20 protein-coding genes, 1 tRNA gene and 1 riboswitch are annotated in these 22,254 nt (G+C 69.8%); of the genes, 8 read left to right on the top strand and 13 right to left on the bottom strand.

Features of this window, described 5'->3' with window-relative positions; translation table 11 throughout:
- Window positions 1-2: 2 nt before the first annotated feature.
- The 6 genes from MKK52_RS04265 to MKK52_RS04240 all read right to left on the bottom strand — a co-directional run bounded on the left by MKK52_RS04265 (window position 3) and on the right by MKK52_RS04240 (window position 6,746).
- Window positions 3-1,493 (bottom strand): PAS domain-containing protein, encoded by a 1,491-nt coding sequence (locus MKK52_RS04265; protein WP_243952539.1) that lies wholly within the window; start codon window positions 1,491-1,493, stop codon window positions 3-5.
- Window positions 1,494-1,694: 201 nt separating this feature from the next.
- A complete protein-coding gene (locus MKK52_RS04260) occupies window positions 1,695-2,093 on the bottom strand; it encodes an NUDIX hydrolase (RefSeq protein WP_243952538.1) in 399 nt (132 codons plus the stop codon).
- Window positions 2,094-2,199: 106 nt separating this feature from the next.
- On the bottom strand, window positions 2,200-3,381 hold the full coding sequence (locus MKK52_RS04255; protein ID WP_243952536.1) for a DUF1624 domain-containing protein: 1,182 nt from the start codon (window positions 3,379-3,381) through the stop codon (window positions 2,200-2,202).
- Window positions 3,381-5,507, bottom strand: a complete 2,127-nt coding sequence (locus MKK52_RS04250; RefSeq protein ID WP_409564617.1) for a TonB-dependent siderophore receptor — start codon at window positions 5,505-5,507, stop codon at window positions 3,381-3,383. The genes MKK52_RS04255 and MKK52_RS04250 overlap by 1 nt, the downstream gene beginning before the upstream one ends.
- 112 nt (window positions 5,508-5,619) lie before the next feature.
- Window positions 5,620-5,817: riboswitch (cobalamin riboswitch) on the bottom strand.
- Window positions 5,818-6,003: 186 nt separating this feature from the next.
- Complete coding sequence (locus MKK52_RS04245; RefSeq protein ID WP_243952532.1) at window positions 6,004-6,282, bottom strand: hypothetical protein; 279 nt, start codon at window positions 6,280-6,282, stop codon at window positions 6,004-6,006.
- A 387-nt stretch (window positions 6,283-6,669) separates the two neighbouring features.
- Window positions 6,670-6,746 (bottom strand) — tRNA-Arg (locus tag MKK52_RS04240).
- A gap of 292 nt (window positions 6,747-7,038) precedes the next feature.
- On the opposite strand from MKK52_RS04240, the gene MKK52_RS04235 reads away from it, so the two are divergent.
- Window positions 7,039-7,422 carry a hypothetical protein gene (locus tag MKK52_RS04235; RefSeq protein ID WP_243952531.1) on the top strand — a complete coding sequence of 128 codons (384 nt, stop codon included), beginning with the start codon at window positions 7,039-7,041 and terminating at the stop codon, window positions 7,420-7,422.
- A gap of 73 nt (window positions 7,423-7,495) precedes the next feature.
- Window positions 7,496-8,194: a glutathione S-transferase family protein gene (locus MKK52_RS04230; RefSeq protein WP_243952529.1), complete on the top strand. Its 699-nt coding sequence runs from the start codon at window positions 7,496-7,498 to the stop codon at window positions 8,192-8,194.
- 17 nt (window positions 8,195-8,211) lie between these two features.
- Here the strand turns inward: MKK52_RS04230 and MKK52_RS04225 are convergent, their stop codons facing one another.
- Both MKK52_RS04225 and MKK52_RS04220 read right to left on the bottom strand, forming a co-directional pair.
- A complete protein-coding gene (locus MKK52_RS04225; RefSeq protein WP_243952527.1) occupies window positions 8,212-9,975 on the bottom strand; it encodes an SLC13 family permease in 1,764 nt (587 codons plus the stop codon).
- Window positions 9,972-10,163 carry a hypothetical protein gene (locus MKK52_RS04220; protein ID WP_243952525.1) on the bottom strand — a complete coding sequence of 64 codons (192 nt, stop codon included), beginning with the start codon at window positions 10,161-10,163 and terminating at the stop codon, window positions 9,972-9,974. The genes MKK52_RS04225 and MKK52_RS04220 overlap by 4 nt, the downstream gene beginning before the upstream one ends.
- Before the next feature lie 30 nt (window positions 10,164-10,193).
- Here MKK52_RS04220 and MKK52_RS04215 point away from each other — a divergent pair, with 30 nt between their 5' ends.
- Window positions 10,194-10,565 carry a hypothetical protein gene (locus tag MKK52_RS04215; RefSeq protein ID WP_243952523.1) on the top strand — a complete coding sequence of 124 codons (372 nt, stop codon included), beginning with the start codon at window positions 10,194-10,196 and terminating at the stop codon, window positions 10,563-10,565.
- Here the strand turns inward: MKK52_RS04215 and MKK52_RS04210 are convergent, their stop codons facing one another.
- On the bottom strand, window positions 10,566-11,060 hold the full coding sequence (locus MKK52_RS04210) for a CBS domain-containing protein (RefSeq protein ID WP_243952521.1): 495 nt from the start codon (window positions 11,058-11,060) through the stop codon (window positions 10,566-10,568).
- Window positions 11,061-11,152: 92 nt separating this feature from the next.
- Between MKK52_RS04210 and MKK52_RS04205 the strand changes: the two genes are divergently transcribed.
- Window positions 11,153-11,572, top strand: coding sequence for an RNA polymerase sigma factor region1.1 domain-containing protein (locus MKK52_RS04205; RefSeq protein ID WP_243952519.1), 420 nt, complete (start codon window positions 11,153-11,155; stop codon window positions 11,570-11,572).
- A 73-nt stretch (window positions 11,573-11,645) separates the two neighbouring features.
- The gene (locus MKK52_RS04200) at window positions 11,646-12,386 is read left to right on the top strand and encodes a DUF3750 domain-containing protein (RefSeq protein ID WP_243952517.1); all 741 of its coding nucleotides are present in this window, start codon (window positions 11,646-11,648) and stop codon (window positions 12,384-12,386) included.
- A gap of 7 nt (window positions 12,387-12,393) precedes the next feature.
- Here the strand turns inward: MKK52_RS04200 and MKK52_RS04195 are convergent, their stop codons facing one another.
- Window positions 12,394-12,627, bottom strand: coding sequence for a hypothetical protein (locus MKK52_RS04195; protein WP_243952516.1), 234 nt, complete (start codon window positions 12,625-12,627; stop codon window positions 12,394-12,396).
- 197 nt (window positions 12,628-12,824) lie between these two features.
- On the opposite strand from MKK52_RS04195, the gene MKK52_RS04190 reads away from it, so the two are divergent.
- Entirely contained in the window at window positions 12,825-14,432 is a 1,608-nt protein-coding gene (locus tag MKK52_RS04190; RefSeq protein ID WP_243952515.1) for an acyltransferase family protein, read from the top strand.
- A gap of 5 nt (window positions 14,433-14,437) precedes the next feature.
- On the opposite strand, the gene MKK52_RS04185 is transcribed toward MKK52_RS04190, so the two are convergent.
- Window positions 14,438-14,731 carry a hypothetical protein gene (locus MKK52_RS04185; protein WP_243952514.1) on the bottom strand — a complete coding sequence of 98 codons (294 nt, stop codon included), beginning with the start codon at window positions 14,729-14,731 and terminating at the stop codon, window positions 14,438-14,440.
- Between the two features lie 383 nt (window positions 14,732-15,114).
- Window positions 15,115-15,819 (bottom strand): sugar transferase, encoded by a 705-nt coding sequence (locus MKK52_RS04180; RefSeq protein WP_243952513.1) that lies wholly within the window; start codon window positions 15,817-15,819, stop codon window positions 15,115-15,117.
- Window positions 15,820-16,352: 533 nt separating this feature from the next.
- On the opposite strand from MKK52_RS04180, the gene MKK52_RS04175 reads away from it, so the two are divergent.
- Both MKK52_RS04175 and MKK52_RS04170 read left to right on the top strand, forming a co-directional pair.
- Window positions 16,353-18,092, top strand: a complete 1,740-nt coding sequence (locus tag MKK52_RS04175) for a type I secretion system permease/ATPase (RefSeq protein ID WP_243952512.1) — start codon at window positions 16,353-16,355, stop codon at window positions 18,090-18,092.
- Complete coding sequence (locus MKK52_RS04170; protein WP_243952511.1) at window positions 18,092-19,447, top strand: HlyD family type I secretion periplasmic adaptor subunit; 1,356 nt, start codon at window positions 18,092-18,094, stop codon at window positions 19,445-19,447. Before MKK52_RS04175 ends, MKK52_RS04170 begins: the two co-directional genes overlap by 1 nt.
- Window positions 19,448-19,463: 16 nt before the next feature.
- On the opposite strand, the gene MKK52_RS04165 is transcribed toward MKK52_RS04170, so the two are convergent.
- The gene (locus MKK52_RS04165; protein ID WP_243952510.1) at window positions 19,464-22,160 is read right to left on the bottom strand and encodes an RICIN domain-containing protein; all 2,697 of its coding nucleotides are present in this window, start codon (window positions 22,158-22,160) and stop codon (window positions 19,464-19,466) included.
- Window positions 22,161-22,254: the final 94 nt, after the last annotated feature.

The following is a 22,254-nucleotide window of genomic DNA, read 5'->3' as shown; positions in this document are numbered from 1 at the left end:
AGCTACTTCGACGGGGAGTGTCGATTCCCATCGATGGCGTTGGCCAATGGAGCGACAGCCGTGAAGACGACCCCGTCGACGCGATAATCGACGTCGACGCGCCCACCGATCTCCGTGGCCAGAACGCGCTTGATGAGCTGCGTTCCAAAGTTCGTCTGACGGGGTGCTTTGACCGGTGGACCTCCGTGCTCCCGCCAGATCATGTGCAGGAGCGGATGGTCGGCTTGGCCGGTGAGGCTCCACGCGACTTCGACGACACCGGCGGCGTTGGACAGCGCGCCGTACTTGGTGGCGTTGGTGGCCAACTCATGCAGGGCCAGCGCGTAGGCGACCACCACTTGCGGGGGCAGGCGCAGGTCCGGCCCTGACAGACGAAAACGCTCCGCATCCTCGACGCCGAACGGGGCGAGCGAGCGCTTGACGAGGTCTCGCATTGAGACGCTGCCGAAATCCTCGGTGATCAGGAGCGTGTTGGCGGCCGCCATCGCCTGAATGCGCGCCGTCAGGGTCGCGGCGGCGTCCTCGATGGAGGAGGCCCGCCGCATGGTCTGCGCGACGATGGCTTGTAGCGAAGCCAGCGTGTTCTGCACCCGGTGGTGGAGTTCGCGGGTCAACAGTGCCCGCTGGCTCTGAATCGCCCGTCGGTCGGTGATGTCCTGCGAGGTCCCCGTGATGAGGAGCGGCGTGCCGTCCGCCCGGTAGTGCGCTCGTCCTCTGATCTGGACCCACCGTTCCTGACCGGCCGGCGTCGTCAGGCGATACTCGGCATCGAGAAGCGACCGGTTCGCGATGGCGCGCTCGATCGCGTCCCTCTGGACGGCCCGATCGTCCGGATGAATGGAGGCCTGCAACTCCGCGAGTGTGAATGGATCGCCCGGCTGGCGGCCGCAGATCACCTTGCAGCTGTCGGACGCCGTCAAATGTCCCGTTTCGAGGTTGAGGCTCCAGCTGCCGAGCTGCCCCGCATCCAGGGCGAAGCGCAGACGCTCCTCGCTCGCCTGCAACGCGACGTTGCACTGCGCGACCTCCGCCTCCAGGTCGTCCCGGTCGCGCTGGAGGCGAACCAATCGCTCACGTTCCAGGGTGACGTCGAACTGGGATGCAAAGAAGTAGGTCAGTTCGCCGTCCTCTCCAAAGACGGGGGAGACGAGGAGGCGGTTCCAGAAAGTGGAGCCGTCGCGTCTGTAGTTCAGCAGTTCGAGTTCGATCGGGACCCTGCCCTCGATCGCCTGCCGCAACCGCGCGACGTCGGCACGGTCGGTCTCAGGCCCCTGAAGGAAGCGGCAGTTCCGCCCAATGATGGCGTCGCGGTCGTGGCCTGTCAGCCGAGCGAAAGCGGCGTTCGCGAAGACGATCGGATTGTCGTCCCGCCGCGGGTCGGTGATCAGCATCGGCATGCGCGTGGCGCGAACGGCCGATGAAAACGGGTCGGGCCCAGAGCCCGCTCGCGTCAGTTCGCGAATGATGCGGGCTTCCTCGGTGTAGTTCGGCAACGCGGTCCTTCCCCACCTACGATCACCCTGAGCCGTGCCGGTATACCCCGTGGGAACTTGACCACGAAGGGTACGAAACGTCCTAGGCGCTTTGTGATCCACAGAGCGATACACCGAGGTCGGCAGCGCGTGATCGAGCGGAACACCTTCAGAAGGAGGATTCGTCGCGCAAAAGCTGTCGCTGTTCCCTCAGCATATCCCTCAAACGTGAAACCAAACGGGGACCGCCAAATCGTGAGCCAGATATTCATCTAGGCCCATCATCCCCCAGCATTGGCCCTCATCACCAAAGCGGATGGAAGCAATTTCATCGGCTCGGATCGCTCCAGCAAAGAAGAATGCCCCCGCTTCGGACGGATCGGCTGAAGGGTAGAAACGGCTCCACTTGAGCCGTTCAGGCGAGAGACGTAGCGCAAACTCCTCATCCAATTCGCGCAGCACGCATTCGATTGGGCCTTCGGTGCCCTCCCGGCCCCCACCAGGCAGATCCCAAAAGCCTGGAAACGGGATCCCGACCTTGTCATCACGGAGATAAGTGAGGATGGATCCGTCGCATAGTAGAGCCAGTTTTGCTCCGTGAAACGCGGCACCGTCCCCCATGACTATCCCCGCTCGAAGGACGCCTCTGGGATCACGCTGACGCGCTGAGAATGGCCATATTGGGTCGCAAGCAGACTGTCGCATAGCCAAGCTGATAGGTTTGACCCTACAGGTACTTGAGCCAGGCGAGGTCACGTCGTGACGCCTTGAGGCGCGAGAACCAGGCCGTCGGGAAGTAGAAGGGCGCGATCAGCGCCGCGTACCACACCAAGACCCACGCATAATCGCTGAGGCCGAACAGGGTGCCTTGCGTCGCACCCCATATCGCGAACGCGACATGGTAGAGCAGCCGCAGCGCTGTCAAGTGAAGCAAGTAGAAGAAGAGCGGCGCACCGCCGAACACCGCCAGCGCCGCGACGACCGGGCGCTCGCCCATCCGCTCCAACGCGTCGAGCAACAGCGCTCCGATCCCAAGCGTCAGGAGCAGGAACAGCAGTGAGGGCGGATACTTCGTCAGTGCGAAGAAGCTCATTGCGGTTCGCGAGACGCCCTCGTCGACGACGTACCAGGGCTTGTCCCCGTAGCCGTTCGCAAGGCGCAGCAGCGCGAACATGACCAGCATCGCCACGCCGACGGCAGCGAAACGGCGCTCGCGCGTCCATGGCACGAGGCCGGGCAGGAACCACGGACCGAGGGCGTAGCCGAGCATGATGACGCCAATCCATGGGAGCACCGGATAGGTCGTCTTCGCGACCAACCCGAATGGGAGCGCGATGACGTCGCGCTGGTGCAGCATGGCCCAGATGACGAAGAAGGGATCATCGGGCTGGAGCTGGATCGGGTCGAGGAGGTTGTGCCCGCAAACGAGCAATAGCCCGACGGCGAGGAGAAACCACCGCGGCAGGCCAATCAGCGCCGCCAAGACGATCATGCACACGCCGATGCACCAGATCACCTGAAGCCACAGCGTCGGGCTGGCGACGCCCCAGTACAGTTCCGAGAGGAAGAACACCTCCAGCGCCATCAGAACGAGACCGCGCTTCACGAGGTAGGAACGCGTTTCCGCCAGCGTGTGCCGGGTGCTGAACAGGTAGGCGGACACCCCCGTCAGCACGATGAAGATCGGCGCGCACAGGCTGACCGCGAGGCGGGCGAAATACAGGGCCGGCTGGGCGGTCCTGCCATCCATCGGGTCGGCGACCGGTACGTGCAGGAACCACGTCTCACGCAGGTGGTCGAGGACCATCAGCACCATCACCAGCCCACGGAGGGCATCGATGGAGGCGATGCGTCCGGTGTTGGCCGATTCCTCGGTCGCCGCCTCCAGCGTTCCCGGATGCACGCCCATCAGAACCGCGCCGTCATGCTGACGGTCACCCGCCGGGGCTCGCCGACGCCGATCCAGAAGGCGTTGTAGGAGCGCTCGTAGTAGGTCTCGTCGAAGATGTTATCGACGTTCAGCCCGAACCGCAGGTTCTCGTAGCGGTAGTAGGCCAGAGCGTCGGTCAGCACGTAGCCCGGGAGCCGGAACCGCTCGTTGCCGCTGTCGCCGAGGCGCGAACCGATGGCGCGAACGCCGCCGCCGAACCCAAAGCCCTTCCAGTCACCCGCCTGGACCTCGTAGACGCCCAGCAGGCTGCCGGAGTGGCGTGGGATGTTAAGGAGCGGCGAGCCGACCCGCAGGACCTCGTCGCGCGTGACCGCGGCGTCGATGAAGGCATAGCCGCCAATCACCCGGAACTCCGGCGTCACCTGTCCGACAAAGCTCAGGTCGAAGCCCTGGCTGCGCACGGCCCCGGCGGCGATCTGGAAGAAGAAGTCCCGCGGGTCGGTGGTGAGGACGTTCTCCTTCTCGATGTGGAAGGCCGCGCCCGTCACGCTCAGGCCGGTAAAGAGGTCGAGCTTGACCCCGGCCTCGTAGCCGAAGCCGGTCTCGGGGGCGAAAGGCCGGGTCGCGATGTCGAAGCCGGTGTTGGGTCGAAACGAGGCCGCCACGTTGCCGTAGAACGAGAGGAAGGAGAGCGGCTGGTAGACGAGACCCGCTCGCGGTGAGAAGCCGGTCCGGTCCTGCTCCGTGCGCTCGTTGCCGACCTTGTCGCGGAAAGTCTGATTGTAGAAGTCGGTCCGGTTGCCGAGGAGCAGCTTCCATTCCGGGCTGAGCGCGATCTGATCCTGCGCGTAGACGGCGGTGTTCCCGACGTTCTCGCTCGCGCTGTAGCGCCGCGTGAAAGGCGGCTTGGGCTGGCCGTAGACCGGGTTGAACAGATCGATGGCGAAGGGGTCGATCCGCGGGGTCGAGCGTAGGAGGTTCTCGGTGCTGTTGTAGCGCTCGTGCTCCAGGCCGAGCAGCACGGTGTGCGCGAACGGCCCGGTGTCGAAGTGCCCGACGAGTTCGGCCTGCCCGATGGCCACGCCCCAGGTGAAGTCGTGCCGGCGGAACTCGCGCAGCAGGGTGCGGCCGTCATCGAAGAGGCCGGTCGCGCCGGTCTGCAGGCCGGTCAGGCTGCCGGTGTTGAAGTGCCCGGCGACCCTGAGCTGCCAGTCGGCATTGAAGGCGTGGTCCAGGCGGATCTGTACGATTCCGGCCTCCGACACGGAGTTATCGCCCGGGTCCCCGAAGAAGCGCGAGCGCGGGACGAGGCCGAGGCGGTTGTTCACCGCGACGGTGCCACGGTCGAAGGTCTGGCGGTTGCGCAGGTACTGCGCCTCGACAGTGAGCTTGGTGTCCGGGCTGATCAGCCAGCTCACCACGGGCGCGGCCAAGACGCGGTCGCCGTCGACGAAGTCGCGAAAGCTGTACTGCCGGGCGAGTGCGCCGTTGAAGCGGTAGAGGACGGTGCCCTCCTCGTTCAGCGGTCCGCCGGCATCGACCGTGGTGCGCGCCGTGCCGAAGCTGCCGAACAGTGTGCCCATCTCGACGAAGGGCAAGGCCACGGGTTGCTTGGTCAGGATGTTGACGGTGCCGCCCGGGTCACTACGCCCGTACAGCGCCCCGCTCGGCCCTTTCAGCACCTCGATGGACTGGACGTTCTGGGTGTCCGGCGAGCCGTTGTAGCCGCGGGCGATGTTGAAGCCGTTGAAGAAAATGTCTTGGGTGGCGAAGCCGCGCACCGAGTAGAGCGCCAAGTTCTGCGCGCCGAAGTCGTTCTGCTTGTTGACGCCCGGCACGTAGTCGAGCGCACGCTCGACGCGGGTCGCGGCGGTGTCGCGCAGCACCTCCTGGGGCACGACGTCGACCTGCTGCGGCAGCGAGAGCCGCGGTGTGATCGTCTTGGTACCGCTGTAGAGATCCTTGACTTGGTACGTTGGCGCGGCGGTGTAGCTGCCCTCGACCGAAAGCGGATCGAGCACGACCGAAGCCGGGGCGGCGTCAGCTCGCGGCTCCTGGGCAGTCGCGGGGGATACCCCCTGAAGGGCGAGTGCGAGCGACGCGACGGATGCGCAGCGTCGCCAGGGCAGAGTGGGACGAAACACGGGCCTGAGACCTCGGGACGGCAGTGGCACGTCACCGCGAACGAGGCCTGGGCGACCACCCCCACGGGCGGCGCTTCGACACCCGTCAGGACACCCCGCCCGACGTGTTTCGCGTGTGACCACGGCTGACGGCAGGTCTCCTGGCTCACGGGTCGTCGCCCTCGCACCGTCTTCCCGGACGAGGCTCATCCAGTGACGTGGTGGTGAAGGGCTCGCCGCTTACAGTTGCGGGGGCAGCCGCGGCTTCAGGCTTGCACCCTACCGCGTTCCCTTTCGATCCCCGAAGGGAACCGTCACGGTCCAGCTAACTCTTCACGAACCCGTGAGTCAACGCGAGGGGATCCATCCATACGGATCCGAGGCGGTCGCTGCCCGCGCTGGGCTGCATCCTCGTTCCAGGATGTGACATCGATCAGTCGGCTGCGGCTTAGAGTGTGCCCACGCCGCTCGCCAAGGCGGTGACGTCAACGGCCAGCACGTCCGTTCGCGGTCGCCCTCAGCGCGTGTAGTAGTACGTGGCGCAGAGGTTGGGATCGTTCTCGCCTTGTGGCTGCATCTGGCCGGAGAACACCGCCAGGGTGAGCCCCTTGCCGGCATCGCTCCGATAGAGTGCGATCCAGCGTGCCGCCGGCGAGCACAGGGTGTTCCCGCTCAGCAGGACAGGATTGACTTCACGGGTCACGCGCATGATGCGCGCGGGCTTTGGGCCCCCGTTCGTCCCGAAGGCCGCGACGTCGGCGGCGACGGTCAGCGGGAAGGTCTTGCCCGCGGCCACGAGCTTCGTCGGGGACAGGTCGATATCGCCCGTAATAGCAGTCGCGGTCTTGCTCGTTGCCGACCAATGCTCAGTCGCGGGGCAGCGACCGCTGACGCCGTCAACGAGACGAGGAGAACGGCTGCGAATGCGGGACGTATGTGAGACCCCTACCGAGGATGGCCCAAGATGCGGGAAGACAGAGAAGGTCGAATAACTACAACCGCTCCTTAAGCAAGCGGATTTATTGTATTTCGCTAGATAATATAACCATATTCCAAGATCAGTCAGTGGCTTGCAGCTATAAGATGGCCGCCAATCTAACGGACTAATCTTGCGCTGCGATACCAGAGTCAGATTACGACTTGGCGGCGGCAGTTTTCAATTAATATGTCGCGATAGAACTGTTGGCGCACCCGACACGATTCGAACGTGTGACCTTTGCCTTCGGAGGGCAACGCTCTATCCAGCTGAGCTACGGGTGCTGACCGTGCCATTCACCTAGCCCAAGCGCGCGGGGAGCGCAACGGTGGTGTGGGGCCCTCTCGGGCTCGTTATGGAGTCGCGAGCGGCCCAAAGGCAAAGGTCCGTGTCGGGTGCGCACGGCGTCGCGTGATCCGATGGGTCCGCGCAGGGACGGCGCAAGACGTGCGCCGCGGATGTGCCGCGGCTGGAGGCCCAACACAGGTTTTGAGCCGGACGGTGGTTTTTGCCGCTATAGTGTCGTTCCGCTCTCGCCTCGGACGCGGCCCGGGAGGATTTCGTGAACCGCCTGCAGTGACCCTGTTCGGCTGGATCAAGAAGCCCCCCTCCCTGCGCGGCATGCTCTACGGGGTGGACGAGGCCCAGACCTTCCTGCCGTCGCAGCGCGCGGTGCCGAGCCTCGGCAGCGGCATCAAGCTCGTGGCGCAGGGGCGCAAATACGGGCTCGGGATGATTGTCGCGACGCAGGTGCCGCGCGGCATCCACAATCAGGTCGTCTCGAACTGCACGACCCAGTTCTTCGGCCGCCAGCGCGCCCCGGCGACCATCGCGGCGGCGCAGGAGATCATCGCCGCGAACGGGGGCTGCGTCGGCGCATCGGATCACGGCTCCCCGAGGGCGATGACGAGCACCGAGGGGGCACCCACCGCAGAGGCGCGGCCCTGCGACTTTTCGTGATACCGCCTTGAAAGGTTGATCCGGTGAGCCAAACCCCTGCTTCACCGGGTGCCCCATCCAGCGGAGAAGATCCTTGTCGACGAAAGCGCGCCTCTACACGTCGCCGTCCGCCTTCCCGAACCCCCAGCGCCTGCGCCTCTTCCTGCATGAGAAGGGCATCGCCGAGGCCTACGACGAGGTGATCTACGACATGGCGCCGGGCGGCGAGCAGCGCGGCTGGCGCCATCTCAAGATGAATCCGTGGGGCGAGACGCCCACGCTCGAACTGGCCGATGGCACCTACCTGTCGGAATCGGCCGCGATCGTGCGCTACCTCGATGCCCTGCACGAGGGCCGCAGGATCACCGGCGCGACGCCCCTGGAGCAGGGGCTCGATGCCATGTGGGACGACCGCGTCTGGGTGCAGATCCTCTACCGGCTCACCACCCAGTTCCACGTGCTGCACCAGGGGCTCGGGCCGAAGCTCGAACTGACGCACAACCCGCAATGGGGCGAGCATTGCCGCAAGGAGGCCCTGTCCCACGCGGCCCTCGTCGATCGCCATCTCGCCGATGGCCGCGACTGGCTGCTGGGCGGGGGCGAGCCGACCTTCGCCGACATCACCCTCTGCACCGCCATCGCCTTCTCGAAGTTCGGGCCGGTGGCCACGCCGCTCGATGAGCGCTTCGAGCAGCTCGACCGGTTCTGGCAGCGGTGGAAGGCGCGGGACAGCTTCCGGAAGGCCTACGCCGACGGCGGCGGACTCGAGGAACTGGCGGGGCTCGCCGGCTAGCGCCGGGCGGTCCTGCCTCACGCCGGATGCAGGGGCCAGACCAGGGCGATCATGGGGAGGCCCACCGCGATCACGATGAGCGAGAGCGGGAAGCCGAGCTTGGCGTAATCGCCGAAGCGGTAGCCGCCGGGGCCCATCACCAGGGTGTTGCACTGGTGGCCGATGGGCGTGAGGAAGTCGCAGGCCGCGCCCAGAGCCACCGCCATCAGGAACGGATCGGGGTTGAGCCCGAGCTTGGTGGCGAGCTTGGCGGCGATCGGGCCCATCACCAGCACGGTGGCGGCGTTGTTGAGGAACGGCGTCACCGCCATCGCCAGGATCAGGATGGCGCCGAGCGCCGTCACGGGCGAGAAGCCCTGCACCAGCGTGGTGAGGTGGGCGGCGATCAGGTCGGCGCCGCCCGTCGTGCTGACCGTCTCGGAGATCGGGATCAGGGCGCCGAGCAGCACGAGCACCGGCCATTCCACGGCCTGATACGCCTCGTGGGGCGTCATGCTGCGCAGGAGCAGCACGGCCACGACGGCGCCGAAGAACGCCACCGCCACCGGCACGACGTGCAGCGCGACGAGGCCCATCGCCACGATCAGGATCGCGGCGGGCAGCCAGCTCCGGTCGTTGCGGCCCAGCGCGATCTCCCGCGCGGCGAGGGGCAGCACCTTGAGGGTGCCAAGGGCGGGGGCGAGGGCGGCGGCGCGCCCGCGCACCACGACCACGTCCCCGCCCCGGAACCGCACGGAGGAGAGCCGCTGCTCGATGCGCCGGCCGCGCCGGCTGACCGCGAGGATGGCGAGGCCCGCGCTGTCGGCGAGGTCGAGCTGGGCGGCGGTGCGCCCGACGAGGCCGGATTCCGCCGTCACCACGCCCTCCATCACCACGGATTCGGCGGTGGGCGCGGCCCCGGCCAGGGTCAGCCCGGTGCGGGCCACGAAGCGCTCCAGGGCGTCGGGCTCGCCGTCGAGGAGGAGGACGTCCTCGGCCTTCAGGCGGAAATCCGGGCTCGCCGGGTAGCGCCGGAAACGCTCGCGCAGGATCGTGGCGATGCCGGCCTCGCCGTCCCCCTGCGCCTCCAGGGCGGCCACCGTGCCGTCGATGGCCGGGTGGCCGGGCGGCAGGCGCGCCTCCGTCGTGTAGCGCTCCAGGGTGAAGGCGGCCTCCATGGAGCGCGTGCCGCCGTCCCGCCGGGGCAGCAGGCGCCAGCCGAGGCACAGGAAGGCGAACCCGGCCGCCGCCACGCAGAGTCCCACGGGGGCATAGTCGAACATGCCGAAGGGCTTGCCGGTCAGGTCGGCGCGGACCTTCGAGACGATCACGTTCGGCGAGGTGCCGACCAGCGTGACGATGCCGCCGATGAGCGAGGCGGAGGCCATCGGCATCAGCAGCGCGGAGGGGGGCGTGCCGCTGCGGCGGGCGAGCTGCAGGGCGATGGGCATGAAGATCGCCAGCGCCCCGACGTTCTTCGTCACCATCGACAGGAGCAGGACCCCGGCCACGAGGATCGGCACCTGCCGGCCGGGGCTCGTCAGGCGCGGCATGAGCGGGCGCATCAGGGTCTCCACCGCCCCCGAGCGGGCGATGGCGGCGGAGAGGACGAGGGCCGAGCCCACGATGACGACGATGTCGTCGGAGAAGCCCGAGAAGGCCTTGTCCGCCGGCACGAGGCCGAGCGCGATCCCCGCGGCGAGCGCGGTCAGCGCCACGACGTCGTAGGGCAGGCGGTCCCAGACGAAGGCGGCCACCGTCACGCCGATCAGGCCGAAGGCGAGCACTTGATCGACGGTCATTCGGGAGCACCTGTTCGGGGCGCCGCCGCAGCGGCGCGGGCTGGAAGGGACGGGCGTTGGAGCGAGTCGCGGGACGACAGGACCACCGGACAACCGCAGGGGAGCGCGAGGCGATCGATCGCCGCCACCGCGACATAGCCCCCGGCCGTCGCCAGATCCTGGATGCGGTCGGCCAGAAGGTCCTTCATGGCTTCCTGCAGAACCGGCATCAGACCCTGATGCCCCTGAGCGTCAACCTCGCCGCGCTGACTGGAGAGGACCGGGCGGCCATCGCCCGCTTCGCCGCCGTGGCCGCGCTGGCCGGCGGCGCGGCGGGGGCGCCGGGCCCGGTGCGGGACTGGCTCGCGACCGCCGGAGCCGACGACGGGACGCTGAGCGCCTTCGCGGACGCCCTGCGCGCGCCGCCGCCCCTCAGCACGGCCCTGGCCGGGCTGACGCGGCCGGAGACGGATCTGATCGCCTTCATCCTGTGCCTGGTCGCCGCGCGGGAGGCCGGGCCGGCGGCCTCGGCCTTCGCGGATTACGTCGCGGCCGCCCGCGCCCTGCCCTCGACGCTGGTCCGCGCGGCGGAGCGCCGGTATCGGGTGTGATCAGCGCCCCGTTCCTTCGAGGCGGTCCCGCAGGGAGACCTGTAGCGCGTCGTCGTTCACGAGCAGGTGGCGCGCGACGTCGGCGAGGGTCAGCCAGCCCACGACGCGCCGGTTCCCGTCGAGGACCGGGAGGCGCCGCACATAGTTCGCCCCCATGACGTCCAGGGCCGCGCGGAGCGTGTCGTCCGGGGCGCAGGACAGGACGGGGCGCGAGGCCACGTCCTGCACCGAGACGGACGTCGGATCGCGCCCGCGGGCGACGACGCGGTAGAGCAGGTCCCGGTCGGTGACGATGCCGACGCAGTGCGCGGCCGAGCCGACCGGCAGGGCCCCGACCTCGATCTCGCCCATCAGCACGGCCGCCGCCTGCGCGCTCGCCTGCGGCTCGATGAATTCGACGTCGCGGGCCATCACGTCGGCGACACGCAGGTGTTCGGCGGGCAGGTCGGGCATCGCGCTCTCGGCAGGGCGCGGCGGCCGGGGGCCGTCGCGCATGGTCCTCGATCTAGGGCAGCCTCGGCCGGGTTCTCCCTCCGCCCTACATTCCCGGCGAGACGCCCCCTCCCCGACCCCGCTGACGGATGTCCATGGCTGCACCGATCGACCGCGCGACCCTGGACCGGCTGATCGCCCTCGGGCGGCAGCGCGGGGAACTCACCGCCAGCGAGCTTCAGGCGGCCCTGCCGGTCGAGGCCCTCGATGTCGACGCCCTCGTCCTCGTGATGCTCGAACTGGAAGCAGCCGGGGTGAGCGTCGAGCCGGACGCGTTCGGCCCGCGCGGCGAGACCGTCGCCGCCCCGCGCTTCACCCTCGCCGCGCCGGACCCCGATCCGCCCCCCGCCCTCGCCTCGGCCGGGCGTGGCGACGGCCCCGCCGCCGGGGCGGAGCCGCCTCCGGCGCCGGGGCCGGGCCGCGCGGATCCCGGGGACGAGGATGTCGGCCGGGTGGTCCTGTTCGCCGGGCTCGCGGTGGTGCTGGTGATCGGGGCGATCCTGCTGTGGCTCTGAGGCACACGCGCGGTCGCACGGCCCTGCCGCCGGCCGTCGCGGGTGCCTAGATCAGCCGGGTCCCCCTCCCCGGATGAGATCCGTGCTCCGCATCGCCTTCTTCGCCTTCGTGATCGTGTTCCTCGCGCCGATCGCCGTCTCGGCGGCGCGCTACTACCTCCGCAACGACATCGCCGACTGGCGCTCGGCCGACCGGTCGAGCGCGGGGCTGCTGCCCCCCGCCGCGCGCAAGCCCGAGGCGGTGGTGCGCGTGTTCTCCGCGCGGACGGTGAGCTGGCGCGGCATCGTCGCCACCCATAGCTGGATCGTCGTGAAGGGGCCGGGCGAGCGCGCCTACCGGCGCTTCGACTACACCGCCTGGGGCCTGCCGATCTGGGTGGACCGCTTCGTGCCGGACGGGCGCTGGTTCGGCAGCGTGCCGGAGGTGGTCTTCGCCGCCGACGGCGCGGAGGCGGAACGGATGCTGCCGCGCATCCGCGAGACCATCGCCACCTACCGCTACGCGAAGATCGGCGATTACCGGCTCTGGCCGGGGCCGAACTCCAACACCTTCGTGGCGACGGTGATGAGCGCCGTGCCCGAGATGCGGGCGAGCCTGCCCGCGACCGCCATCGGGAAGGACTTCCCCTATGACGGGCGCTGGGTCGGCCCCACCCCCTCCGGCACCGGCTTCCGCATCAACCTCGGCGGCTATGTCGGGCTGACGGTGGCCTGGGTGGAGGGGGTCGAGGTGAACCTCCTCGGGGCGGTGGCCGGGTTTGACCTGCGCCGCCCCGGCCTGAAGCTCCCCGGCCTCGGCCGGATCGGGATCTGAACCGGGCTCAGCCGGCTTGCTGGTCGTCGTCGCTCCGGCGGTTGCCCGCATGGTCCTGGTACTGCTCGGTCTGGACGTTCTTGCCGTCGAGGCCGCGCTCGTCGCTGTGCTGAGCCTTGTCGCGGTTGCTCAGCACCATGTTCTCGGGGAGGACGCCGTCCGGCAACTCGGTCATCGCGCCGGAGCCGGAGCCCTTGCCCTGCGCGCCCGAGCCGATGCTGTGCTTGCTCGCCTTGGCCATGGTCGTGTCCTGGTCCTTCGGGTGTCGATCGGGGTGGATGTGGGAGGCCAACCGGGCAGCGCCGATCACGTTCCGTGCGGCCGGCCGCCCCATCCCCGCTCCATCCCCGGGCCGGGCCGACCACACGGGAGCCATGTTTCTTGCCCATCGGGCACGGGCGCGGCGGCCGGGGACCGGTGCCGCCCGGGACCAGGACCATGCCGACACGCCTCAGCCGGGACGTTCCCGAGATCGCGGCCGCCGCGCCCCATTCCGCGCCCGGCGCGGTGGCGCCGGCCGAGGGCATCGCGCGGGCGGGCGGGGAACTCACCAACCTGCAGCTCCTGCGGGCGCTGGCGGCGGGCCTCGTCCTCGTCCACCACGTCGCGGTCTACGGGCAGACCCTGCGCGGGGCCGGGCGGCCCTTCGCCGCCCTCGACGGGCTGATGGGCGTCTGGGGCGTGGCGATCTTCTTCGCCCTGTCCGGGTTCCTGATGGCGCGGCTCGTCACCCGCGATCCGCCCCTCGTCTTCCTCGCCCACCGGGTGAGCCGCATCTTCCCGACCTATTTCGCGGTGGTGGCCCTGTTCGCGGCCGTGTTCGCGGCCCTGCGCCTGGAATTCGGCGGCCTCTCCGTCCTCGCCCTGTCCCTCGCGCCGGGGGGGCCGCGCTCGTCCCCGCTGAACGTGGAATGGACCCTCGTCCTGGAGGTGACGTTCTACGTCGGCCTGTTCCTCCTCGCCCTGGCCGGGCAGGCGCGGCGCCTCGTGCCGGTCGCGGCCGGCTGGCTCGTGCTGCTCGCCGTGGCCTTCCCGCTGCTGCCCCCCGACAGCCGCAACATGATGCCGCCGCCGCTCTACCTCGTGCCGGTGACGGCCGCCTGCGTGCCCTTCGCGGGCGGGCTGCTCCTGCCGCGCCTGATCGCGGCGGGCTGGGTGCGCCCGCTGGCGGCGCTCCTCATCCTGCCCTTCGCGGCGGCGTGCTTCTTCGTGGACACCGCCGCCGCGCGCTGGCTCGGCGGCATCGCGGCGGTGCTGCTGGTCGGCGGCGCCGTCACCGCGACGCCGATCCGCCGCGAGGGCCGGGCGGCGCGGGGGCTGATCGCCCTGGGGGATTGGAGCTACGTCCTCTATCTCGCCCACCCGCCGGTGCTGATGCTGGCCAACTGGGCCTGCCCGCCCCACTGGAACGGGGCCGCCTACGCGGCGGTGAGCCTCGCCGGGGCGCTGGCGGTCGCGGCCCTCCTCGGGCCCCTCGACGTCGCCCTGTACCGGCGCCTGCGCGCGCGCCTCGACGGGGCGCGCCCGGTGGCCCTGACGCGGGGCGTGACCGCCTTCCTCGTCGTGTTCACGGCCTGCGCCCTCTGGGGCAGCACCGAGACCGCCCGCAACGACTGGGCCGAGTTCCGGGCCAAGGGCGCCCTCGCCGCCCTGCCCCCCGACGCGTTCGCGTCGCCCGCCTCCGCGGGCACGGCCATCGCCGCGCGCGGCCTCGCCCTGCCCGACACCCTGCTGGCGCGGGTCGAGAGCCTGGAGCCCATCGGGGCGAACGAGATCCTGGTGAGCGCCTACGCCTTCGATCCGGCGCGGCCGGGGCGGGGGATGCAGCTGGCGCTGTTCTGCGGCGGGCGGCGCGTCGCCGTGGAGCGGCCCCGCCGCCTGCGCCGGGACCTGACCGGGCAGCCGGGCTTCGCGGGCCTGGGCCAGCGGCGGATCGGCTACCGGGTGCGCGTGCCGGCCGAGGCCTGCGGCGCGGGCCCGCTCGTGCCGGTGGTGGTCGACGAATCGGGCCGGATGGCGGTGCTCACCCTCCCGTCCGGGGGGTGAGGCCCCTATTCGTGGTGGATGTGCAGGTCGCGCTGGGTGCGGCGCGAATCCTTGGGCGACAGGCCCCGGAGATGGCCGACGACGGCCGTGCCGACGAGGCAGAGGAAGTAGCCCACCTGCATGGCGACGAAGGCGCCCGCCGGCATCCAGCCGCCCATCGGGCCCCCGACGAACAGGGCCATGACGCCGAGCACGCTCACGATCGCCACGGCGGTCACGGCGAAGCCCACGACGGAGACGTAGAAGCCGCACACGATCCCGAACAGGCCGAAGAGTCCCAGAACTCCCGTCGTCTCCATCGGTTTACTCCGGCTTCCGATTCCACGGCATCGTGACGGCTAGGCAGCGAGATCCGGGCGTCTCATCCGTGCCTGATTCGGCAACCATGAGCCGCATCCTTAAAGAAACTCATATAGGTATGTGTCGTCCGTAATCGACCTACAAAAAGAAAGACAATTTTACGACATCGAAACAATTCACACCAGTGCCACGGCGTGAGCCGCGCCCCCGTCCTGCAACATGACGGAAAACGGATCACAGCCACGATCACATAGATCAGTGGAATGGATTTCATTCATGATGCGGTATCCCAGGCGCGAAGCGCCGGGCCGCGCAACGACAAACCCCCGCGCGGGCGACCGCGCGGGGGTTTGTCGAACCGGATCCGAGCTGGGCGTGGGGCTCAGTAGGAGCCCTTGACCAGGAACACCGCCGGGACCGTCCGCAGGATGATCGCGATGTCGCCGGCGAAGCTGCGCGACTCGACGTATTGGCGGTCGAGGCGGACGCGCTCGTCATAGGTCGTGTCCGACCGGCCGCTGATCTGCCACGCGCCGGTGAGGCCCGGACGCACGGCGAAATAGGCGGAGGCCGCGTCGCCGTACTTCTCCAGCTCGGCATCGACGATCGGGCGCGGGCCGACGAGGCTCATCTCACCGCGCAGGATGTTGATGAGCTGCGGCAGCTCGTCCAGGCTGGTCTTGCGCAGGACGTGGCCGATGATCGTGATGCGGGGGTCGTTCTTGAGCTTCCGGTTCTGCGTCCACTCCGCCATCGCGGCGGGATTCTCGGCGAGGTGGCGGCGCAGGATCTCGTCGCCGTTCATGCGCATGGAGCGGAACTTCAGGCAGCCGAAGGTCTTTCCACCTCTCCCGAGGCGGCGGTGGCTGTAGAACGGCGACTTGCGGTCGACGGCCCAGACCAGGAACCCGACCAGCACGAAGAGCGGCATCAGCAGGAAGAGACAGGCCAGGGCGACGCTGAGGTCGAACAGACGCTTCGGCGCCCGGTCCAGGATGAGGCTGCGGCCATACCCAGCCTCGGTCTGTGTGTCGGCGGCGACCTTGCGGGATCGCCACGCGACCAGAGGCAGGTTGTGAAGCAGCATGCCGCATCCTTCTCGACGCACAAATGTGGCCGTCAAATTTTACCGGTTATTAAGTTTCGAATGCCAGATTGCGTTGCACAACTCAAGGCGAGACTTGGGGCATTTTGCCTAATTTTTCGAATTTGGGTGTGGAACGGTTTCGCAACTTTAGAATTTCAGGACTATATTCTTTAAATTCTAGAGCTTAGCTGAATACTGCGGCAGTCGCCCGCAAGGCCCACGTTGCACTGCGGTATTCCGGCTCGGGAACGACCCGGGAGGGTCCGAGGCAGCCCGGCGCGCACGGCCCGGTTTGGAAAACATTCTGGCCCAAAAAATTTTCGGCGTCCGGAAACTCGGCTGTTTCTCAGCGGGTTGGGGCGCCCGGCCGGGTCCGGTCCCCCTGCGGCGCCGACGCGCAGCCGCCGCAGAACATTCTTAACCAATCGCGATCATGGTCCCGATTCGTCGGCAACGGCGACGATCCGGCGTACTTGCAAGCATCCGCACAAGTAATACGCCCGAAACGCCACTCCACGCGAGTTACGGTTGTGATGACAGGCAGTCCTCCCACGCTCGTCGCGGCGCTCGAGCGCTGCCGGATGGCCTTCATCGGCGTGGCGTGCATGAGCGCGCTGGTGAACATCCTCTATCTCACCGGCTCGTTCTTCATGCTCGAAGTCTACGACCGGGTGATCCCGAGCCGGTCGGTGCCGACCCTGATCGGCCTCTGCGTGCTCGCCCTCATGCTCTACGTGATGCAGGGCCTGCTGGAGGCGATCCGCGCGCGGGTGCTGGTCCGCATCGGCATGGCGCTGGACGAAACCCTGAGCGGGCGGGTCTTCGACGTGACCGTGCGCGCGCCCCTGCGGGGCGGCTCGGGCCCGGACGGGACGATGGCCCTGCGCGACCTCGACCAGTTGCGGGCCTTCCTGTCCGGCGGCGGGCCGTCCGCCCTGTTCGACCTGCCGTGGATGCCGGTCTACCTCGCCATCTGCTTCCTGTTCCATCCGCTCATCGGCGTGGCGGCGGTGGTCGGCATGCTGGTCCTGGTGGCGGTGACGCTGCTCAACGACCGGGCGACCCGCAAGCCCACCGCGCAATCGGCCGTCCACGCCCAGCAGCGCAGCGTCCTCGCGGAGGTCTCCCGGCGCAACGCCGAATCCCTGGCGGCGCTCGGCATGCAGGGCCGGCTCGGCCGGCGCTGGGGCCTCGTGAACCGCGATTACGCCCTCACCCAGCAGCGCGCCTCGGACGCGGTCGGCGGCTACGGCGCCCTGTCGAAGGTGTTCCGCACCGCCCTGCAATCGGGCGTGCTGGCGCTGGGCGCGTGGCTGGTGATCCACAACGAGGCCACGGGCGGCATCATCATCGCCTCCTCGATCCTCGTCTCCCGCGCCCTCGCCCCGGCCGAGCTCGCCATCGCCCACTGGAAGGGCTTCGCCGCCGCACGGCAGAGCTGGCGCCGCCTGTCGGACCTGTTCGCCCGCCTGCCGGAGGCGCCCCGGCCCCACGCCCTGCCCGCCCCCGTGCGCTCGCTGTCGGTGGAGGGGATCGCCGTCTCGCCCCCCAATTCCCGGCGTCTGGCGGTGCAGGAGGCGACCTTCGCCCTCGCCGCCGGCCAGGGGCTCGGGATGATCGGCCCGAGCGCCTCGGGCAAGTCCTCCCTCGCCCGCGCCCTGGTGGGCATCTGGGCGCCGATGCGCGGCCAGGTCCGCCTCGACGGCGCGGCCCTCGACCAATGGTCGAGCGAGACCCTCGGCCCGCATCTCGGCTTCCTGCCGCAGGAGGTGGAGCTGTTCCCCGGCACGGTGGCCGAGAACATCGCCCGGTTCGAGGACGGGGCGGATCCGGCCAAGGTGCTGGCGGCGGCGCGGGCGGCCTGCGTCCACGACATGGTCCTGCGCCTGCCGGAGGGCTACGACACCCGCATCGGCGAGAACGGCGCGGGCCTCTCGGCCGGGCAGCGCCAGCGCATCGGCCTCGCCCGCGCCCTCTACGGCGACCCGTTCCTCGTGGTCCTGGACGAGCCCAACTCGAACCTCGACGCGGAGGGCGAGGCCGCCCTCACCGAGGCCATCGTCGGCGTGCGCCGCAGGGGCGGCATCTGCGTGGTGATCGCCCACCGGCCGAGCGCGCTCGCCGCCCTCGACATGGTGCTCGTCCTGTCGGACGGACGGGTCCAGGCCTTCGGGCCCAAGGAGGAGGTGCTGAAGCACGTCCTGCGTCCGGCGACCCCGGTTCCCGCCCCCTCCCCGGCCCAGGCCGTCGCGTCCCTGCGTGAGAGCGCGTGATGAGCACGACCACCATCCCCGCCATCGGCTCCCTCGGGGCGCCCCTCGCGCCGCCCCCGGCGCTGGCCCTCCCCTCGATCCGCCGCCACCTCATCGCGGCGCTGGGCCTCGGCCTCGTGCTGGTGCCGGGCATCGGCGGCTGGGCGGCCCTGACCCATTTCTCGGCGGCGGTGATCGCCCCCGGCCTGCTCGTGGTCGAGTCGGACGTGAAGAAGGTCCAGCACCCGACCGGGGGCGTGATCGGCGAGATCCTCGTGCGCGAGGGCAGCCGGGTCCAGGCGGGCGACATCCTCGTGCGCCTCGACGGGACGCAGATCCGCACCAACCTCGACATCGTCCTGAACGCCCTGGACGAGCTCGCCGCCCGCCGGGCGCGGGACGAGGCCGAGCGCGACGGGGCGACGGCGGTCGTCTTCCCCGACGACCTCGTCTCCCGCGCCCGCGGCAACCCCGCCATCGCCCACCTGATCGAGAGCGAGGCGCGGCTGTTCCAGTCGCGGGTCGCCGCCCGCGAGGGCCAGAAGGCGCAGTTGACCGAGCGCATCGCGCAGCTGGGCCAGGAGATCCGGGGCCTCGGCGAGCAGGCCGCCGCCAAGAACCGCGAGATCGCCCTGATCCAGCAGGAACTCACGGGCGTGCGCGACCTCTTCGCCAAGAACCTCGTGCCGATCTCGCGGGTGACGGGGCTGGAGCGCGACGCGGCGCGGCTGGAGGGCGAGCGCGGGCAGCTCGTCGCCGCCACGGCCTCCTCGCGCGGCAAGATCGCCGAGACCGAGTTGCAGATCTACCAGATCGACCGGGAGATGCGCACCGAGGTGGGCAAGGACCTCGCCGAGATCCGGGGCAAGTGGTCGGAGCTCATCGAGAAGCGGGTGGCGGCGCAGGACCAGCTGACGCGCATCGACATGCGCGCCCCGCAGGACGGCGTCGTCCACCAGTTGACGGTCCACACGGTGGGCGGCCTCGTCACCCCCAACGAACCCGCCATGCTGATCGTGCCCCAGGCCGACCAGCTCCTCGTGGAGGTGCGGGTCCAGCCCCAGGACATCGACAACGTCCGCCTCGGGCAGAGCGCGATGCTGCGCTTCTCGGCCTTCAACCTGCGCACCACGCCGGAGGTGGCGGGCGAGGTCGTGCGGGTCTCGGCCGACGTGACCCAGGACCCGAAGACCGGGCAATCCTACTACACCGCCCGCGTCCGCCTGGAGCCGAGCGCCAAGGAGGCCCTCGGCGCCCTGCGCCTCGTGCCGGGCATGCCGGTGGAGGCCTACATGCAGATCGGCGACCGCTCGGTGCTCTCCTATCTGACGAAGCCCCTCACCGACCAGATCGCGAAGGCCTGGAAGGAACGGTGAGGGGCCCCGCCGGGGCCTATTGCGTCGCGGAGGTCACCGCCACCGCGCCGAAGGTCTGGTTGGCGCTGCCCTGGCAGGTCCAGGCGATCGTCCCCGCGCCGCTCGTGACCGCCGCGCCGTTCACGTCGAGGCAGAGGCCGGCATTGTAGGACGAGGCGAGCGAGGAGCCGTTGCCCTGCGTCTGGCCGAGCCACGCCTGGTTCGTGCCGCCGTGGCAGCCCCACTGGTAGACCTGGGAGCCCGGTCCCGGCGTCGCCGCCAGGGTCAGGTCCAGGCACTTGCCGTTGGCGGCGTTGACGAAGGTCTGGCCGCCGCCGGTGAGCTTCACCTGCCACGCCTGCTCGGCGGCGCCGGTGCAGATCTGCTGCGTCACCGGGGCGCCGTCGTTGCCGTTGCCCGCCGGGACCGCGAGGCACTGGCCGGAATGGGCGGCCTTCAGGGCGATCCGCGCCGGGCCGGGGGTGAAGGTCTGGTTCGCGCCGCCGTGGCACGACCAGACGATGGCCCCCGCCCCCGCCGCCGTGGAGGCGCCGCTCACGTCGAGGCAGAGGTTGGCGTTGTAGGCCGAGACGAGGGCGTTACCCGCCCCTTGCCCTGCCCCTTGCCCCGCCCCTTGGCCGCGCGGGTTCCAGCCCTGGTTGGTGCCGCCGTTGCAGGTCCACTGGTAGACCTGCGAGCCCGGCCCCGGCGCCGCCGCGAGGGTCATGTCGAGGCACTTGCCGGTCGCCGCGTTGACGAGGGTCCGCCCGCCATTGCCGGCCTGGACCTGCCACGTCTGCTCCGCCGCCCCCGTGCAGGGCTGCTGCGTCACCGGGGCGCCGTCGGCCGTGTTGCCCGCCGGGACGGCGAGGCACTGCCCCGAATGCGAAGCCCTGAGGGCGAGGCCGATCGGGCCGATCGTGGCGCCGAGGCCTCCCGTGCCGCCGTTGCCCCCGGTGCCGGTGCCCGTGCCGCCGGTCCCGCCGGTTCCGGTCCCGCCCGTGCCGGTGCCGCCGGTCCCGGTGCCGCCGCCGTTGGAGGCCACGGCCGAGGGGGCGACCGGGGTCGTCACCTGGACCGGCGCCGTGACGCCGCCGAGGCCGACGATCACCCCCGGCGAGGGCACGCCCTTCGTGTCGATGGCGATGAGCTGGTAATAGCCGGGGGGGGCGATGGCCCCCGAGGCCGGCATCCGGGCGGTGACGCCCTGGCCGGAGACGCTGAAGCTCGCCACGTAGCGCCGCTGCGTGGCGTTGAAGCTGTGGGTGACGGCGCTGAGCCCGACCAGCACCACCTGCGACAGGCCGTTCGGCGAGTTCAGCTCGAATGACAGGGATTGGCCGTAGCCCGGGGTGATCGAGGCGAGGCTGACGATCCGGGGCCGCGTCGCCAGGGCGGCGGTGCCGTTGGCGGCGGTGAACAGGTAGGGCGGGTAGTAGATCTCGGCGTTCTGGTTGTTCACCGGGCCGGGCGCGCCGCCCCCGGCGATCAGCAGGGCGCCGTTCTGCATCAGGATCGCCGTCGAGTGGTAGCCGCGATAGACCGCCCCCGAGGCGCCGACCGACCATTTGCCGGTGCGGGGATCCCAGATCTCCGATTGCAGGACCGCGTTGTCCCCCGCCTGGTCATTGTACTTGCTGCCGCCGGTGACGGCGACCTGCCCCGTGGGCAGCACCGTGGCCTGCGCCCAGGCCCGGCCCACGCTCATCGGCGCCGTGTCCGCGACGACGGGGGTGGTGCCGTTCACGTCGACCGTGGTGGCGAGGCTCGACGACAGGAACCCGTCGCCATTCGTGTAGCTGTTGCCGCCGACCTGGAGGATCTTGCCGGTGTCGTACATCACCGCCGTCGAGACCGGCCCGACATTCGGCGCGTCGGTGGCGCTGGCGGCGCTGCGCTGCGGCTGCTTGAAGGCCCACGTCGTCACCGAGCCGGTGCCGGAGGCGTTCAGGACCCACATCTTGTCGGCGGAGATGCCGAAGACCTGCCCGTTCGGCGCGACCCATGCGCGGGGATACCACCAACGGCTGTTGTCCGGCCCGAACGCGTCGCGGCTGTTGGCGCCGAACAGGCTGCTCCACTGGCCCCCGGCCAGGATCTCCGGCGTCATGCCGGTCATGTAGCCCTTGTCGATGCTGCCCTGGGGGTCGCTGAACCCGCCGAGATAGGGATAGGACCCGCCCATGATGAGCTGGCGCCCGTCGGCCAGGGTGATCATCGTGGAATAGTAGCGGTCGTTGGCGAGCTTGGCCGGCAGGGCGCCGAGGCCCGAGGCCTGGTTGTTCAGGACGACGTTGCCCTTGTCGTTGCCGTTGTCGAAGATGCCGCCGGCCACGAGCAGCGACCCGTCCCCGAGGAAGGCCTGCGCGCCGCAGAAGCTATTCACGCCGGTGATGCCCGGCAGGGTCTTGTGGCTGCCCCCGACGAAGCCCAGGGTCGGATCCCAGATGTCGAAGGTCCGGCCGTCCTGCACGCCGGGATTCCCGCCGGGCGTGCCGAAGGACACGACCTTGCCGCTCGGCAGCAGGCCGAGGGTGACGGCGTTCATCGGCCAGTCGCGCACCGGCGAGAACAGGCCCGCGCTCGGGGCCGAGGCCGGGATCGACAGGCCCGCGAGCAGCGGGTCGGCGACCGGATTGACGACGATGCCGTACAGGGCGGCCTGGGCGGGGCCGCTGGCGAGCGCGGTCGCGCAGAGCAGGGCGCTGCGGAGCCGGGGAGCGGCACGGGACATGGTGTTCCTCTGGGCAATGAATGGAACGGCGCGTTGCTTTCAGGATCTCCGCCCGGCGCCTTGAGCGGAATGAACTGCTTTCGCGGCAAATGGA

It is taken from the genome of Methylobacterium sp. J-067, assembly GCF_022829465.1.
GTDB lineage: Bacteria > Pseudomonadota > Alphaproteobacteria > Rhizobiales > Beijerinckiaceae > Methylobacterium > Methylobacterium litchii.
Note: the sequence above shows the minus strand (reverse complement) of the source record. Positions and strands in the feature narration are given on the sequence as shown.